At 54.7% G+C, this 14,272-nt stretch carries 17 protein-coding genes; 10 read left to right on the top strand and 7 right to left on the bottom strand.

The annotated features are described in order from the left end of the window. Positions 1–22 precede the first annotated feature (22 nt). The gene (locus tag RS584_RS00690; RefSeq protein WP_023302886.1) at positions 23–976 is read right to left on the bottom strand and encodes a polysaccharide deacetylase family protein; all 954 of its coding nucleotides are present in this window, start codon (positions 974–976) and stop codon (positions 23–25) included. A 150-nt stretch (positions 977–1,126) separates the two neighbouring features. On the opposite strand from RS584_RS00690, the gene rfaQ reads away from it, so the two are divergent. From rfaQ to coaD, 7 genes are all read left to right on the top strand, one after another. Then, positions 1,127–2,197: a putative lipopolysaccharide heptosyltransferase III gene (gene rfaQ / locus RS584_RS00685; RefSeq protein WP_315748778.1), complete on the top strand. Its 1,071-nt coding sequence runs from the start codon at positions 1,127–1,129 to the stop codon at positions 2,195–2,197. Further along, positions 2,194–3,321: a glycosyltransferase family 4 protein gene (locus tag RS584_RS00680; RefSeq protein WP_315748776.1), complete on the top strand. Its 1,128-nt coding sequence runs from the start codon at positions 2,194–2,196 to the stop codon at positions 3,319–3,321. Before rfaQ ends, RS584_RS00680 begins: the two co-directional genes overlap by 4 nt. Before the next feature lie 2 nt (positions 3,322–3,323). Then, positions 3,324–4,424, top strand: a complete 1,101-nt coding sequence (locus RS584_RS00675; RefSeq protein ID WP_315748775.1) for a glycosyltransferase — start codon at positions 3,324–3,326, stop codon at positions 4,422–4,424. 11 nt (positions 4,425–4,435) lie between these two features. Beyond that, positions 4,436–5,425 (top strand): glycosyltransferase, encoded by a 990-nt coding sequence (locus RS584_RS00670; RefSeq protein ID WP_315748774.1) that lies wholly within the window; start codon positions 4,436–4,438, stop codon positions 5,423–5,425. 66 nt (positions 5,426–5,491) lie between these two features. After that, the gene (gene waaA, locus RS584_RS00665; protein WP_003860874.1) at positions 5,492–6,766 is read left to right on the top strand and encodes a lipid IV(A) 3-deoxy-D-manno-octulosonic acid transferase; all 1,275 of its coding nucleotides are present in this window, start codon (positions 5,492–5,494) and stop codon (positions 6,764–6,766) included. Beyond that, complete coding sequence (locus RS584_RS00660) at positions 6,766–7,536, top strand: glycosyltransferase family 2 protein (RefSeq protein ID WP_315748773.1); 771 nt, start codon at positions 6,766–6,768, stop codon at positions 7,534–7,536. The genes waaA and RS584_RS00660 overlap by 1 nt, the downstream gene beginning before the upstream one ends. 3 nt (positions 7,537–7,539) lie before the next feature. Then, positions 7,540–8,019 (top strand): pantetheine-phosphate adenylyltransferase, encoded by a 480-nt coding sequence (gene coaD, locus RS584_RS00655; RefSeq protein ID WP_015570040.1) that lies wholly within the window; start codon positions 7,540–7,542, stop codon positions 8,017–8,019. Positions 8,020–8,021: 2 nt separating this feature from the next. Here coaD and mutM read toward each other — a convergent pair whose 3' ends face one another. The 4 genes from mutM to radC form a co-directional block, all read right to left on the bottom strand. Beyond that, the gene (gene mutM, locus RS584_RS00650) at positions 8,022–8,831 is read right to left on the bottom strand and encodes a bifunctional DNA-formamidopyrimidine glycosylase/DNA-(apurinic or apyrimidinic site) lyase (RefSeq protein WP_003860879.1); all 810 of its coding nucleotides are present in this window, start codon (positions 8,829–8,831) and stop codon (positions 8,022–8,024) included. A 72-nt stretch (positions 8,832–8,903) separates the two neighbouring features. Further along, on the bottom strand, positions 8,904–9,071 hold the full coding sequence (gene rpmG, locus RS584_RS00645) for a 50S ribosomal protein L33 (protein ID WP_003024094.1): 168 nt from the start codon (positions 9,069–9,071) through the stop codon (positions 8,904–8,906). Between the two features lie 22 nt (positions 9,072–9,093). Beyond that, on the bottom strand, positions 9,094–9,330 hold the full coding sequence (gene rpmB, locus RS584_RS00640) for a 50S ribosomal protein L28 (protein ID WP_002436699.1): 237 nt from the start codon (positions 9,328–9,330) through the stop codon (positions 9,094–9,096). Between the two features lie 217 nt (positions 9,331–9,547). Then, on the bottom strand, positions 9,548–10,213 hold the full coding sequence (gene radC, locus RS584_RS00635) for a RadC family protein (RefSeq protein ID WP_006812419.1): 666 nt from the start codon (positions 10,211–10,213) through the stop codon (positions 9,548–9,550). 173 nt (positions 10,214–10,386) lie between these two features. Here radC and coaBC point away from each other — a divergent pair, with 173 nt between their 5' ends. From coaBC to slmA, 3 genes are all read left to right on the top strand, one after another. Next, a complete protein-coding gene (gene coaBC / locus RS584_RS00630) occupies positions 10,387–11,598 on the top strand; it encodes a bifunctional phosphopantothenoylcysteine decarboxylase/phosphopantothenate--cysteine ligase CoaBC (RefSeq protein WP_168728665.1) in 1,212 nt (403 codons plus the stop codon). Next, a complete protein-coding gene (gene dut, locus RS584_RS00625) occupies positions 11,576–12,034 on the top strand; it encodes a dUTP diphosphatase (RefSeq protein ID WP_015570042.1) in 459 nt (152 codons plus the stop codon). The genes coaBC and dut overlap by 23 nt, the downstream gene beginning before the upstream one ends. 121 nt (positions 12,035–12,155) lie before the next feature. Then, positions 12,156–12,752, top strand: a complete 597-nt coding sequence (gene slmA, locus RS584_RS00620; protein WP_003860901.1) for a nucleoid occlusion factor SlmA — start codon at positions 12,156–12,158, stop codon at positions 12,750–12,752. A gap of 82 nt (positions 12,753–12,834) precedes the next feature. Here the strand turns inward: slmA and pyrE are convergent, their stop codons facing one another. Next, complete coding sequence (gene pyrE / locus RS584_RS00615) at positions 12,835–13,476, bottom strand: orotate phosphoribosyltransferase (RefSeq protein ID WP_315748772.1); 642 nt, start codon at positions 13,474–13,476, stop codon at positions 12,835–12,837. Positions 13,477–13,542: 66 nt separating this feature from the next. Continuing rightward, complete coding sequence (gene rph, locus RS584_RS00610; RefSeq protein ID WP_015570044.1) at positions 13,543–14,259, bottom strand: ribonuclease PH; 717 nt, start codon at positions 14,257–14,259, stop codon at positions 13,543–13,545. Positions 14,260–14,272: the final 13 nt, after the last annotated feature.

The following is a 14,272-nucleotide window of genomic DNA, read 5'->3' as shown; positions in this document are numbered from 1 at the left end:
TATGCCCGCCTGGCGGGCATAACTATTTTTTGTACTGATAAAACTCCGCCAGCGTCATCCCCACGGTCTTATCTGATAACCAGGTAAAGAGCTGCTCCAGATCCTGATACAGCCCCTCAATCGCGGCCTCGTCTTTAAAAGTAGGGCTCCCGCCAGGCATAAATTCCGACGAATGCAGCATGAATTCCACGTAGTCATTCCCCTGAGCCAGGCACTGCTGCGCAACCTTAATCATCTCAGCCGCATTTCCTCCGGACGGGCGTAACCAGTTAACTGACGGAGAACGGTATTTACCGCGCAGACGATCATAACCCTGCTTCAGGGAATTCAGCCATGCCGGGTGTTTATACTGGATGCTCATCGGCACTTCGAGGAGAGGGCTGTTTCCCGGCCGGGAAATGTCGTCTACGTCCAAAAAGTAGGCACGATCGGGAAAATGCTGGTAATTCGTTCCGCCATTACCCTGCGGGGCACCTTTCGCGTTGCGCCAGTTCACGCGCGGCGTAACGGAACAATCTACCTGATACCCCAGCTCAATCAGCAACTGGGCGTAACGACTGTCGAATGCCCAGCGCCCGGCGCGATGGCTGAGCATTTTTGTCTGGAAAGTCTCTTCCAGTAAGCGGGTCATGAACAGCACTTTCTCACGCATGACCTCGTCTGAAAACTCAATCAGATAAGGCTGCCAACGCCAGTCATCACCAGTCAGATCGTGCTCCGGAGGGCTATTCCAGGCATGGAGATGCATTCCCACCTCACCCTGGCCGCGGGCTATGACCTCTTTCGCGAACTCAATGAATACCGGTTCGACTGCCATCTCGTAGTTGGTCAGCCAGACGGGCTTAAAGCCGAAGCGTTCACAAAGCGCCTGAAACCGCGCCAGGTAGCGCGCGTTTTCCGTTTTGATCACCCGGTGGTTCTGCCAGAGATTATCCCCTTCGGTATCGATCGTGATGATAAACGCTGGTTTTTTCATAATGAGCCCGCAAGACAAAATAGTTAGCGCTATGTTACGCACGCCCGAAAGCAGGAGTAAACCCTTCCAGGGAAATTCCTGACATTATGGAGAAAGAGTGCAAGTCGTTACCAGGTCTATTAGAATTGCCAATAGTACAACGCCGATAAGATGATGATGAATAACTTACCTGACACGCCTGATTTGCGCATTTTACTGATCAAACTTCGCCATCATGGTGACATGTTACTCACCACCCCCGTCATCAATTCATTACGCCAGAAATGGCCTGAAGCCCAAATCGACGTGCTTCTCTATGAAGAGACGCGAGACATGCTCGCCGCGCATCCGGCAATCGGGACTATCTATGGTATCGATCGTAAATGGAAGCAGTTGGGGACGCTGAAGCACCTGCAAAAAGAGTGGCAGTTGCTTCGTACTTTACGCGCTCAGCATTATCATCTGGTGATCAATCTTGCCGATCAGTGGCGCAGCGCGATTGTTACCCGCTTCACCGGCGCACCGGTTCGGCTCGGGTTCGCTTTTAACAAGCGCAATAATGCCTTCTGGCGTTTTTGTCACAGTGAACTGGTCTCGGTCGCCAGCCATCAGTCGCTGCACACCGTTGAACAAAATCTCTCCATATTGTCAGCGCTGCCGGTAATGGCCAACCCTACCGTGACCATGGCTTACAGCGCGGATGACTGGCGCCATGCTCACCAAAAGCTGACGCAAAAGGGCGTGGGAGACCACTACATCGTTATTCAACCCACTTCACGCTGGTTCTTTAAGTGCTGGGACGAAGGCAAAATGGCGCAAACTATCGCCGCGTTGCAGCAGGACGGCCACACTATCGTCCTTACGGCGGGACCGGATAAGAAAGAGCTGGCGATGATTGACCGCATTCTTGCCGCCTCCCCGCAGACGGGTGTTGTATCGCTGGCAGGGCAGTTAGCCCTGCGCCAGCTGGCCTCGCTAATCGATCACGCGATCCTGTTCATTGGCGTTGACTCCGTACCCATGCACATGGCCGCCGCCCTTCAGACGCCCTGCGTGGCGCTGTTTGGCCCGTCAAAATTGACGTTCTGGTCGCCATGGCAGGTTAACGGAGAGGTCATCTGGGCAGGTAACTACGGCCCGCTTCCCAACCCTGACGCCATTGATACAAAAACGACGGAACGTTATCTCGACGCCATCCCCGTTGATGCTGTCGTCTCCGCCGCAAGGAGATACCTGCAATGAAGCTTCATCGTCTGGCCATTGTGCGCCAAAAATATCGTCCGGATGGGGGAGCAGAACGTTTTGTCTCCAGGGCACTTACCGCGCTGAGCAATCAAAATCTTGAGCTCAACGTCATCACCCGCGAGTGGCAGGGCGAAAAGCAGGACGACTGGCATATTCATATTTGCGATCCCCGGAAGTGGGGCCGCATCAGCCGTGAGCGCGGCTTTGCACACGCCGCGCGCGCGCTGTGGCAGCAACAGCAGTTTGATATTGTCCAGAGCCATGAACGTATTCCGGGCTGCGATATTTACCGCGCCGGGGATGGTGTACATCGACGCTGGCTGCTACAGCGTACGCGTATTCTTCCCGCCTGGCGCGCGAAGCTGCTTATGCACGATCGCTATCACCGCTACGTGATGCACGCAGAACGTGAAATGTACCAGGCTCCCGAGTTGAAAGCCGTTATCTGTAATGCGGAGATGATCAAGCGCGAAATCGTCGAAGACTTTGATATTGACGCAAAAAAGATACATGTGATTTATAATTCAATAGATTCCAGCCGCTTCGTTCCGGCAGAAGAGAGACAACGCGCTGTACTGCGTCAGCAATTTGGCTTACCCGCTGATGCCGTCATTTTATGCTTCGTGGGTTCAGGGTTTGAACGCAAGGGGCTGGCAAGCGCTATTCGGGCTATAGCAGGAACATCGGCGTGGCTGGTTGTGGTCGGTCAGGATAAAGCGGAAAGCCGTTATCGCGACCTCGCCCGTTCATTAGGCTGTGAGGGGCAAATCCGTTTCCTGGGGATGCAAAAAGAGACGCTGCCGTTTTATCAGCTTTCTGATGGTTTACTGCTGCCGACGCTGTATGATCCTTTCCCTAACGTCATACTTGAAGCAATGGCCTGTGGATTGCCCGTCATTACGTCAGAGAGTTGCGGTGGTTCAGAATTTATTGAGCAAGGCCAGAACGGGTTTTACTGTGATGCACTTGATATCCACACATTGAAGGAGGCCGTCATGTCCATCCCTTCCCTGGAAAAAAATAACAATATGGGGCTTGCGGCGCGTGAACGCGTCAGAGAAGCAACCCCTGAAAAACTATCAAGTCAGCTTATTTCGCTTTATCAAAAATTACTGGATTAATAATGCGCATCCTAATGATTATTGATGGTTTACCCGGTGGAGGAGCCGAAAAAACGGTTCTCACCCTCTCCAGCGGACTGACAGAACTGGGGCATCAGGTCACCCTTTTCTCCTTACGGAAGGTGTGCGACTACGCCATTCCGGAAGGCATCGATTTTCAGGTTGTGCAGGATACCTGTAAAAAACCCTGGCGGAAGCTGACCGAGATCCCGCGTCGCGCCCGTTTGCTGGATCGCGCCATCGAGCAGGCAGAACGCAGCGGTAAATTTGACGTCGTCTTCTCACATCTGCATAAAACCGACCGTATCGTGGCGCACAGCCGCGTGCTGGATCGGGATAAGGTCTGGTTCTGCGTACACGGGATGTTCTCCTTCTCCTATTTGCGCCATCGCAGCGGGCTTTCTCGCTGGTTTAAGCATTATAAAATTCGTCATACCTATGAAAACCGCAACGTGGTGGCGGTATCCGGCGCCGTGCTGCACGATCTTTCCGAAGTACTCGCGATCCCCCTGCGGCGCAAAGCGGTTATCCATAACCCCTTTGATATCCCTGAAATTCAGCGTCTGGCGGAAGCGTCCTTTGAGATGCAGGGGCAGGATTACATTATCCACGTTGGCCGTTTTCATGAACACAAACGTCACGACAGGCTGCTGCGGGCGTTTGCGCTGAGCAAGATAGACGCATCGCTGGTATTGATGGGCAAAGGTTCTGACGCGAAAATCAACCAGCTCAAACAGCTTGCCGCTAAACTTGGAATTGAAAACAAGATCGTTTTCCGCCCGTTCGAAACCAACCCCTACCCGTGGATCAAAGGGGCACGCCTTTTAGTGTTAAGTTCCGACTGCGAAGGTTTTGGTAATGTACTGGTAGAGTCCATTATCTGTCAGACCCCACCGGTGAGTACAAACTGCCCTGGCGGCCCTGCTGAGATCCTTACTGGCCCCCTGGCGCATGGTCTGACAGCGTTAACCGACGAATCACTGGCGAAAACACTGGCAGAACTGTATGCCTCTCCGCCCGTTGTTGATCGCGAAACGATCGCATCGTTCGGTATCAACGCCATTTGCCAGCAATACATTGCTTTGGTCGACAACCAAAAATAATCAGGTTTCATATGCAAAATTCAGCGCCTTTATTAAGCGTGGTGGTTGCCGTTTATAACGGTGAAGCTTTTCTCGATCAGTTCTTTACCTGCCTTATAAATCAACACATCGACAGTATGGAAGTCATCATCGTGAATGACGGCTCCACTGACCGCTCGATGCAGATTGTCGAAAAATGGCGCGAAAAGCTGCCACAGATGCAGGTTATTGAACAACCTAATCAGGGCGTGTCCATCGCGCGTAATACTGGCCTGGCCGTTGCGACCGGGCAGTATCTCTCTTTCCCGGATATTGATGATGTCTTCAAACCCGGCATGTACCAGCGTCTGCTGGATATGGCCGTCACGCAGAACCTGGATGTCGCCACCTGCAATGGCAACTACGTCTGGGAAAATAACAAAAAACCGTCTCGCCCTATCTTCCCTGAAGATAAGCTCGCCTCAACGGGCGTCATGAATGGCGCGGCATGGTTAAAAAAGGCGCTGGATTCACGTAAGTTCCTGCATGTGACCTGGCTGAATATCTATCGTCACGATTTTATTCGTCAGCACGGCTTCCGTTTCGAGCCTGGCCTGCGCCATCAGGATATCCCGTGGACGACTGAGGTGCTGCTTGCCGCGGAACGCGTTCAGTACACCAGCGAACGCTTTTACGACTACTACATTCACTCCGCCTCGGTATCGCACACCCCGGATAATGACGACACGCTGATTCGCTCTGCGCGCCATTACATGAAGATCCTGAAGATGCTTGATGCCATTAACCAGCGCTACCCGGATAAAGTGAAAAATATCCCGGCCTGTTACTGGCAAATCGCTAAAGAGGGTCTGGGAATTATTCATACCTTCGACAACATGAAGGATGAGGCGAAGAAATCAATGATAATCAAAGAGTTCTTCGACACCGGGATCTGGAAGCTCATCTGGAAAAGTGCCAAAAGCCCGCGTTTGCGCTGGCGCCTGGGCCGACGCTACTTCCGTTTAAAACGGTATCTGGCATAAGAGATAGCTTTAGCACGCTTAAATGCTTAGAATTTCCCGGCCGAAACTAAAAAAACGGATAATCGCTTGGAATTGTTGTATACCGCCCTGCTCTACATCATTCAGCCACTGGTGTGGCTGCGACTGTTGCTTCGTAGCCGTAAAGCGCCTGCGTACCGTAAACGCTGGGCCGAACGTTATGGCTACTGCCGCAATAAAGTGGCGCCGGACGGTATTCTGCTGCATTCCGTGTCAGTCGGGGAAACGCTGGCCGCCATTCCACTGGTGCGTGCCCTGCGCCACCGTTATCCGTCACTGCCCATCACCGTCACCACGATGACGCCAACCGGCTCAGAGCGCGTGATGTCTGCCTTCGGTAAAGACGTGCATCACGTCTACCTGCCGTACGATCTCCCCTGCGCCATGAACCGTTTCCTGAATACCGTGCGCCCTAAACTGGTGATCGTCATGGAAACCGAGCTCTGGCCGAATATGATTTCCGCCCTGCATGCCCGTAAAATTCCTTTGGTTATCGCCAACGCGCGTCTGTCGGAACGCTCGGCGAAAGGGTACGGCAAGCTGGGTAAATTTATGCGTCGCCTGCTCAGCAAAATCACGCTGATCGCCGCGCAGAACGAAGAAGATGCCGCGCGCTTTATCGCCCTCGGCCTGAAGCGCAACCAGCTTGCGGTCACGGGTAGCCTGAAGTTCGATATTTCCGTCACCCCTGAACTCGCCGCCCGTGCGGTAACACTGCGTCGTCAGTGGGCGCCGCGTCGCCAGGTCTGGATTGCCACCAGCACCCATGACGGCGAAGAAGCCATTATTCTTCAGGCTCACCGCCAGCTGCTGGAAAAATTCCCTGATTTACTGCTGATTCTGGTTCCTCGCCATCCTGAGCGTTTTAAAGATGCCCGCGAGATGGTGCAAAAAGGCGGTTTCAGCTTCACCCTGCGCAGCAGCGGCGAAATCCCCTCTGGCAGCACGCAGGTGGTGATTGGCGATACGATGGGCGAACTGATGCTGCTGTACGGGATCGCCGATCTTGCATTCGTTGGCGGAAGCCTGGTGGAGCGCGGTGGTCATAACCCGCTGGAGCCGGCAGCCCACGCCATCCCCGTGCTGATGGGACCACACACGTTTAACTTCAAAGATATCTGCGCGAAATTGCAGCAAGCCGATGGCTTAATCACCGTGACCGACGCGGATTCGGTGGTCAAAGAGGTCTCTACCCTTCTGACTGACGAAGATTACCGCCTGTGGTACGGTCGTCACGCCGTTGAAGTCCTGCATCAGAACCAGGGCGCACTGACCCGTCTGCTGCAACTTCTGCAACCTTACCTGCCGCAGCGGAGCCACTAATGTCAACGCGTCTGTCGGTCGTGATGATCGCCAAAAACGCCGCCGACCTGCTTCCGGATTGCCTGGCCTCTGTTGCCTGGGCTGACGAAATCGTCATTCTCGACTCCGGAAGTACGGACAACACGGCGGACGTTGCCCGTGCAGCCGGGGCAAAAGTCTTTACCGACACCGACTGGCAGGGCTACGGTATTCAGCGCCAGCGTGCGCAGGGTTACGCCACGGGCGATTACGTGTTGATGATCGACACCGATGAGCGCGTCACCCCGGAACTCCGACAGGCCATTCAAACGGTGCTTACCGCGCCACAGCCCGGCGCGGTCTACAGTATCGCGCGTCGTAACTATTTCCTGGGCCGCTTTATGCGCCACAGCGGCTGGTACCCCGACCGCGTGATGCGCCTCTATGCGCGCGAGCGTTATCAGTACAACGACAACCTGGTCCATGAATCTCTGGCCTGCGATAGCGCTCAGGTCATCCCCCTGACGGGCGATCTGCTTCATCTGACCTGCCGCGATTTCGCCAGCTTCCAGCGTAAACAGCTGAACTATGCCACCGCCTGGGCGCAGGAGCGGCATGCGCGCGGCAAGAAGGCCACGCTGACCGGCATCTTCACCCACACGCTGGGCGCGTTTCTGAAAACGCTGCTGCTGCGTGGCGGCGTGCTGGACGGCAAACAGGGCTGGTTACTGGCCGTAGTGAATGCCCAGTATACTTTCAACAAATACACCGAGCTGTGGGCGCTGAACCGCGGCTACTCAGAGAAAACGTGAGCCATGAGCACAAAAGCGATTTATCCGGGTACCTTCGATCCGATCACTAACGGTCATCTTGATATCATCACCCGTGCGGCGTGTATGTTCGACAAGGTGATTCTGGCCATTGCCGCCAGCCCGAGCAAAAAGCCGATGTTCGACCTGAACGAACGCGTGCAGCTTGCCACCGATGCGATTTCGCATCTGTCGAATGTTGAGGTCGTCGGATTCAGCGACTTGATGGCAAACTTTGCCCGTGACCGGCAGGCCAATATCCTGATCCGCGGTCTTCGCGCGGTAGCAGACTTCGAATATGAGATGCAGCTGGCACACATGAACCGCCATCTGATGCCGGAGCTGGAGAGCGTATTCCTGATGCCCTCCAAAGAGTGGTCCTTCATCTCTTCCTCACTGGTGAAAGAGGTGGCGCGCCATCACGGGGACGTTACCCACTTCCTGCCGGTTAACGTCCACCAGGCGTTGATGGAAAAGCTAAAGTAACCCTACTTCTGGCACTGACGGCAGTAAAACGTGGCGCGCTGAGCGTGCTTCGTGGCAATAATCGGCGTCCCGCAGGCTCTGCACGGCTCACCCTTACGGCCATAAACCTGCAACTCCTGCGCAAAATAGCCTGGCTTCCCGTCGCTTTGCAGGAAATCCTTCAGCGTCGTCCCGCCCTGCTCAATTGAGCGCAGCAGTACCGCTTTAATTACTCTGACCAGCAGCTCGCACTCCTGCGCCGACAGCGAGGAGGCCAGCCGATCGGGATGGATCCCGGCGGCAAACAACGATTCGCTGGCATAGATATTTCCCACGCCCACCACCAGCTTGTTATCCATCAGCCAGGGTTTAATCGGGGTTTTCTTTTTCGCGCACTTCTCTTTGAGATAATCCGCGTTAAACGCCTCTGACAGCGGCTCAGGTCCGAGATGCGCCAGCACGTTGTGTCCTTCCAGCTCTTTGGTCCACAGCCATGCGCCAAAGCGACGCGGGTCGGTGTAACGCAGTACTTTGCCGTTACTCATCACCAGATCAACGTGGTCGTGCTTTTCCGCAGGCAACTCTTCGGTGAGGATGCGCAGGCTTCCCGACATGCCCAGATGGATAATGATCCAGCCGTCAGGCAGCTCCAGCAGCAGGTATTTCGCGCGGCGCTGCACGCTCAGGACGGGTTTGTCGCTTAACGCGTGGATCTCATCGGACACCGGCCAGCGCAGACGCCCGTTGCGAACGACAGCATGAAGAATAGTCGCGCCAACCAGATGGGGCTCAATGCCGCGGCGGCTGGTCTCTACCTCAGGTAATTCAGGCATGGTTCCTCCGTTGAGATGCAGAATGCAAAAAACCCCGCAGTTGCGGGGTTTTTCAATACAAGGAGACTAAAATTATTTGATTTTAGCTTCTTTGTACAGTACGTGCTGGCGTACAACTGGATCGAATTTTTTCAGTTCCAGTTTTTCCGGCTTAGTACGTTTGTTCTTCGTGGTGGTGTAGAAGTGACCTGTACCAGCAGAAGAAACCAGCTTGATTTTCTCGCGAATACCTTTAGCCATGATTTATTTCCTCTTTAAGTACTTAGTACTTTTCGCCACGGGCACGCAGTTCGGACAGAACTGTATCGATGCCTTTCTTATCGATTACACGCATACCTTTAGCAGATACGCGCAGGGTGACAAAACGCTTCTCGCTCTCAACCCAGAAACGGTGAGAGTGCAGGTTCGGCAGGAAACGGCGTTTAGTCGCGTTCAGTGCGTGGGAACGGTTGTTACCGGTCACCGGACGCTTGCCAGTAACTTGGCAGACTCGGGACATGTCTATTCTCCAAAAATCAAATTAGCTCGAGCTTCGTATGGGGTATCGGCGCCTCGTCAGGCTTTACAGCCCGGTCATCGCATAGTTCTATTGAACTCTCGATTGCCAGGCCCAAATGCCAAACCCGAGATTCTCAAAGGTGGCGTAGTATACGCTGACTCGGCGGTGTGCTCAAGTCCCGAACAGACAAAGATCCCGATGGATCGCGAGAAAAGGCCTAAATCCAGCCACGTTCGGCAAAAGAAATGTACTCTCCGCGGCCAATTATCAGATGGTCCAGCACACGAATGTCCATGAATTGACAGCATTTGATAATACGTTCGGTAATTGCTTTGTCAGCTCTGCTTGGTTCTGCACAGCCAGAGGGGTGATTATGCGCGAGGATCACGCCGGCTGCATTCACTTTTATCGCTTCCCGCACAATTTCACGCGGATGCACCTCAACGTGGCTCAATGTTCCCGAAAAAAGGCGGGTATGTTTCAGTACCCGGTTTTTGTTGTCGAGAAAGATCACCATAAAGATCTCCCGCTCCAGATCGGAGAGCTGGCTTTGCAGAAATTCGCGGGTCATGTCGGGGGTGAGGATCGGGTCTTCTTCCTCCATACGCACGTTGTAAAATCGCCGGGCCAGCTCGGCAATGCCCCGTAACTGGGCATATTTCGCCACGCCAATGCCCTCAACGTGCGTAAACGCCTCCAGCTCAGCGGTCAGCAATCCATACAGTGAACCGAAATGGTCTATCAGTTCTTTCGCCAGCGTAAATACCGTTTTCCCCGGCGTGCCTGTGCGTAAAAAGAGCGCCAGCAGCTCGTCGTCCTTTAACAACGTGACGCCATGACGCAGCATTTTTTCACGCGGTAGCAGCAGTTCAGTCTCTTCCATGCCCGGCCTCCTTCTGTTTGCCATTATGCTGCCACAGGCAAATTCGGGGTTCGACGCTGGCATTTCGTTCTTGCGTAACGCCTCGCAAAGTGAATTAAGGACATCATCACCCCGTTTTAGGGATTGTGATAAAATGCCCGCTCTCTGGTGAAACCCAACAGGAAAGAATCATGATGAGCCTGGCCGGTAAAAAAATCGTTCTTGGCGTCAGCGGCGGTATTGCTGCCTATAAAACGCCAGACCTGGTGCGCCGTTTGCGCGAGCGCGGGGCCGACGTACGGGTCGCGATCACCGAAGGCGGCAAAGCCTTTATCACCCCGCTGAGCCTGCAAGCCGTCTCGGGATACCCGGTATCCGACAGCCTGCTCGACCCGGCGGCCGAAGCCGCAATGGGCCACATTGAGCTGGGGAAATGGGCCGATCTGGTTATCCTTGCCCCCGCCACGGCAGATTTAATTGCCCGCGTGGCAGCCGGTATGGCGAACGATCTGGTAACGACCATTTGCCTCGCCACGCCTGCGCCCGTCGCGGTTGTGCCCGCAATGAACCAGCAGATGTACCGCAACGCCGCTACCCAGCATAATCTGGACACGCTGGCCTCGCGCGGCCTGCTGATTTGGGGACCGGACAGTGGCAGCCAGGCCTGCGGCGACGTTGGGCCAGGGCGTATGCTCGACCCATTGACGATTGTTGATATGGCCGCCGCCCATTTCTCGCCTGTCAACGATCTGCAACATCTCAACATCATGATTACCGCGGGCCCCACGCGCGAGCCGCTGGATCCGGTGCGTTACATCACCAACCACAGCTCAGGCAAAATGGGCTTTGCGATTGCTGCCGCGGCAGCCAAACGCGGCGCGAACGTCACGCTGGTGAGCGGCCCGGTGTCGCTTACCACCCCTGCGTTTGTGCAGCGTATTGATGTAACGACCGCGCTGGAAATGGAAGCCGCCGTACAGGCACATGCTCAACAGCAGCATATTTTTATCGGCTGTGCGGCCGTGGCTGATTACCGCGCCGAAACCATTGCCGACGCCAAAATTAAAAAGCAAGGTGATGAATTAACAATAAAAATGGTGAAGAACCCGGATATCGTTGCCGGTGTCGCCGCATTGAAAACTCATCGACCTTACGTTGTTGGGTTTGCCGCAGAAACGAATAATGTGGAAGAATATGCCCGGCAAAAACGTACCCGCAAAAACCTCGATTTGATTTGCGCGAACGACGTATCGCTGTCCACGCAAGGATTTAACAGTGACAGCAACGCATTGCACCTTTTCTGGCAGGATGGAGATAAAGTCTTACCGCTTGAGCGCAAAGAACTCCTGGGCCAACACTTACTGGACGAGATCGTTACCCGTTATGATGAAAAAAATCGACGTTAAGATTCTGGACCCGCGCGTTGGCGAGCAATTTCCGCTGCCAACGTATGCCACCTCCGGCTCTGCCGGTCTTGACCTGCGCGCCTGTCTTGATGACGCCGTAGAACTGGCGCCGGGTGCAACGACCCTGATCCCGACCGGGCTGGCGATTCACATTGCTGACCCGTCACTGGCAGCGGTCATCCTGCCGCGCTCTGGCCTGGGCCACAAGCATGGCGTCGTGCTGGGTAACCTGGTCGGCCTGATCGATTCTGACTATCAGGGTCAGCTGATGGTATCCGTCTGGAACCGTGGCCAGGACAGCTTCACCATTGAGCCGGGCGAGCGTATCGCGCAGATGGTGTTTGTACCGGTGGTGCAGGCAGAATTTAACCTGGTGGCAGACTTCGACGCTACCGACCGTGGCGAAGGCGGCTTCGGCCATTCCGGGCGCAAATAACCGCCCGACAAACACGCATCTCACAGCGCCATAATGCAATAACAAACCGCAAACGTCAGTTTGCGGGTCGCTGTGTGGTTGCCAGCCTGACAAGTGCTTATTTTCAGGGGTATTTTGTAACATGGCAGAAAAACAAACCGCGAAAAGGAATCGTCGCGAAGAAATACTTCAATCTCTGGCTCTGATGCTTGAATCCAGCGACGGCAGTCAACGCATCACCACCGCAAAACTGGCGGCCTCTGTGGGCGTGTCAGAGGCGGCGCTGTATCGTCATTTCCCGAGCAAAACCCGGATGTTTGACAGCCTGATCGAGTTTATCGAAGACAGCCTGATCACGCGCATCAACCTGATTCTGAAGGATGAAAAAGACACCAGCACGCGTCTGCGTCTGATTGTGCTGCTGATTCTGGGCTTTGGTGAACGTAACCCGGGTCTGACCCGTATTCTGACCGGCCACGCGCTGATGTTTGAACAGGATCGTCTGCAAGGCCGTATAAACCAGCTTTTTGAGCGTATCGAAGCCCAGCTGCGTCAGGTTCTGCGCGAGAAGAAAATGCGGGAAGGCGAGGGATATAATACTGATGAGACCCTGCTGGCAAGCCAGATCCTGGCATTTTGCGAAGGGATGCTCTCCCGGTTTGTGCGCAGCGAGTTTAAATATCGACCAACGGACGATTTTGACGCCCGCTGGCCGTTAGTGGCTGCTCAGTTACAGTAACGCCATCGCCGGATGGCGGCTTCGCCTTATCCGGCCTACGAACGGGTAGGCCCGGTAAGCGTAGCGCCACCAGGCAATTGAATTAAACGCCAAACTCTTCGCGATACGCTTTTACCGCTGCCAGATGATCCGCCATCTCAGGCTTCTCTTCCAGATACGCAATCAGCTCTTTCAGCGTGATAATCGACGTGACCTTGCAGCCATAATCGCGCTCCACTTCCTGAATAGCAGAGATGTCGCCGCGCCCGCGCTCCTGACGATCGAGCGAAATCAGCACACCCGCAAGCGTTGCGCCGTTAGCCTGGATAATCTCCATCGATTCACGGATCGCGGTACCTGCGGTGATCACGTCATCCACCAGCATCACACGCCCCTGCAACGCACTGCCTACCAGATTGCCGCCTTCACCGTGGGTTTTGGCCTCTTTACGGTTAAAGCAGTACGGTACGTCGCAGTCATGGTGCTCCGCCAGCGCTACCGCCGTGGTGGTTGCGATTGGAATGCCTTTGTACGCGGGGCCAAACAGCAGGTCGAAATCAATCCCGGAATCCACCAGCGCTTCGGCATAGAAGCGGCCTAACAGTGCCAGGTCGCGCCCGGTATTAAACAGTCCGGCGTTGAAGAAATACGGACTTTTACGCCCGGATTTCAGCGTGAACTCGCCAAACTTAAGTACCTGCTTGTTAAGCGCAAACTCAATAAACTGGCGCTGATACGATTTCATGGATTTGCTCCTTTGTCTTTTCAGTCTTACAGGCAAAAAAAAGGCGACTCATTGGTCGCCTTAAAATCAATTTTCTAACGCCGCTTTCTGCGTCGCTACAATAGATTCGATACCCCCTCGGGCCAACGCCAGCAAGGTGAGCAGTTCTTCGTGGGTGAATGGCTCGCCTTCTGCCGTCCCCTGCACTTCAATGATGCGACCATCTTCGGTCATCACCACGTTCATGTCGGTTTCTGCGGCAGAATCTTCAACGTATTCCAGATCGCAAAGCGCTTCGCCGTTAACGATACCAACGGAGACAGCAGCAACCATCCCTTTCATTGGGTTGGTTTTCAGCTTACCGGCGGCAACCAGCTTGTTCAGGGCGTCTGCCAGCGCCACACAGGCACCGGTAATAGAGGCCGTACGCGTGCCACCATCGGCCTGGATCACGTCGCAGTCCAGCGTGATGGTGAACTCACCCAGCGTTTTCAGGTCAACCGCGGCGCGGAGCGCACGCGCGATCAGGCGCTGGATCTCCATAGTACGGCCGCCCTGCTTACCTTTTGCCGCTTCACGGGCATTACGGGTATGGGTTGCGCGCGGCAACATACCGTATTCGGCGGTGATCCACCCCTGGCCCTGACCTTTCAGGAAGCGAGGCACGCCCTCTTCAATGGACGCGGTGCAAAGCACCTTGGTGTCACCAAACTCAACCAGCACGGAGCCTTCAGCGTGTTTTGTATAGTTACGGGTCAGGGTGACGGGACGCACCTGGTTGGCGCTACGACCTGCTGGACGCATGATGGATTCTCCG

It is taken from the genome of Enterobacter sp. DTU_2021_1002640_1_SI_PRY_ASU_LCPMC_013 (assembly GCF_032389435.1).
GTDB classification, from domain to species: Bacteria; Pseudomonadota; Gammaproteobacteria; order Enterobacterales; family Enterobacteriaceae; genus Enterobacter; species Enterobacter hormaechei_C.
The sequence above is the reverse complement of the archived record's forward strand: the minus strand, read 5'-3'. Positions and strand labels throughout refer to the sequence as shown.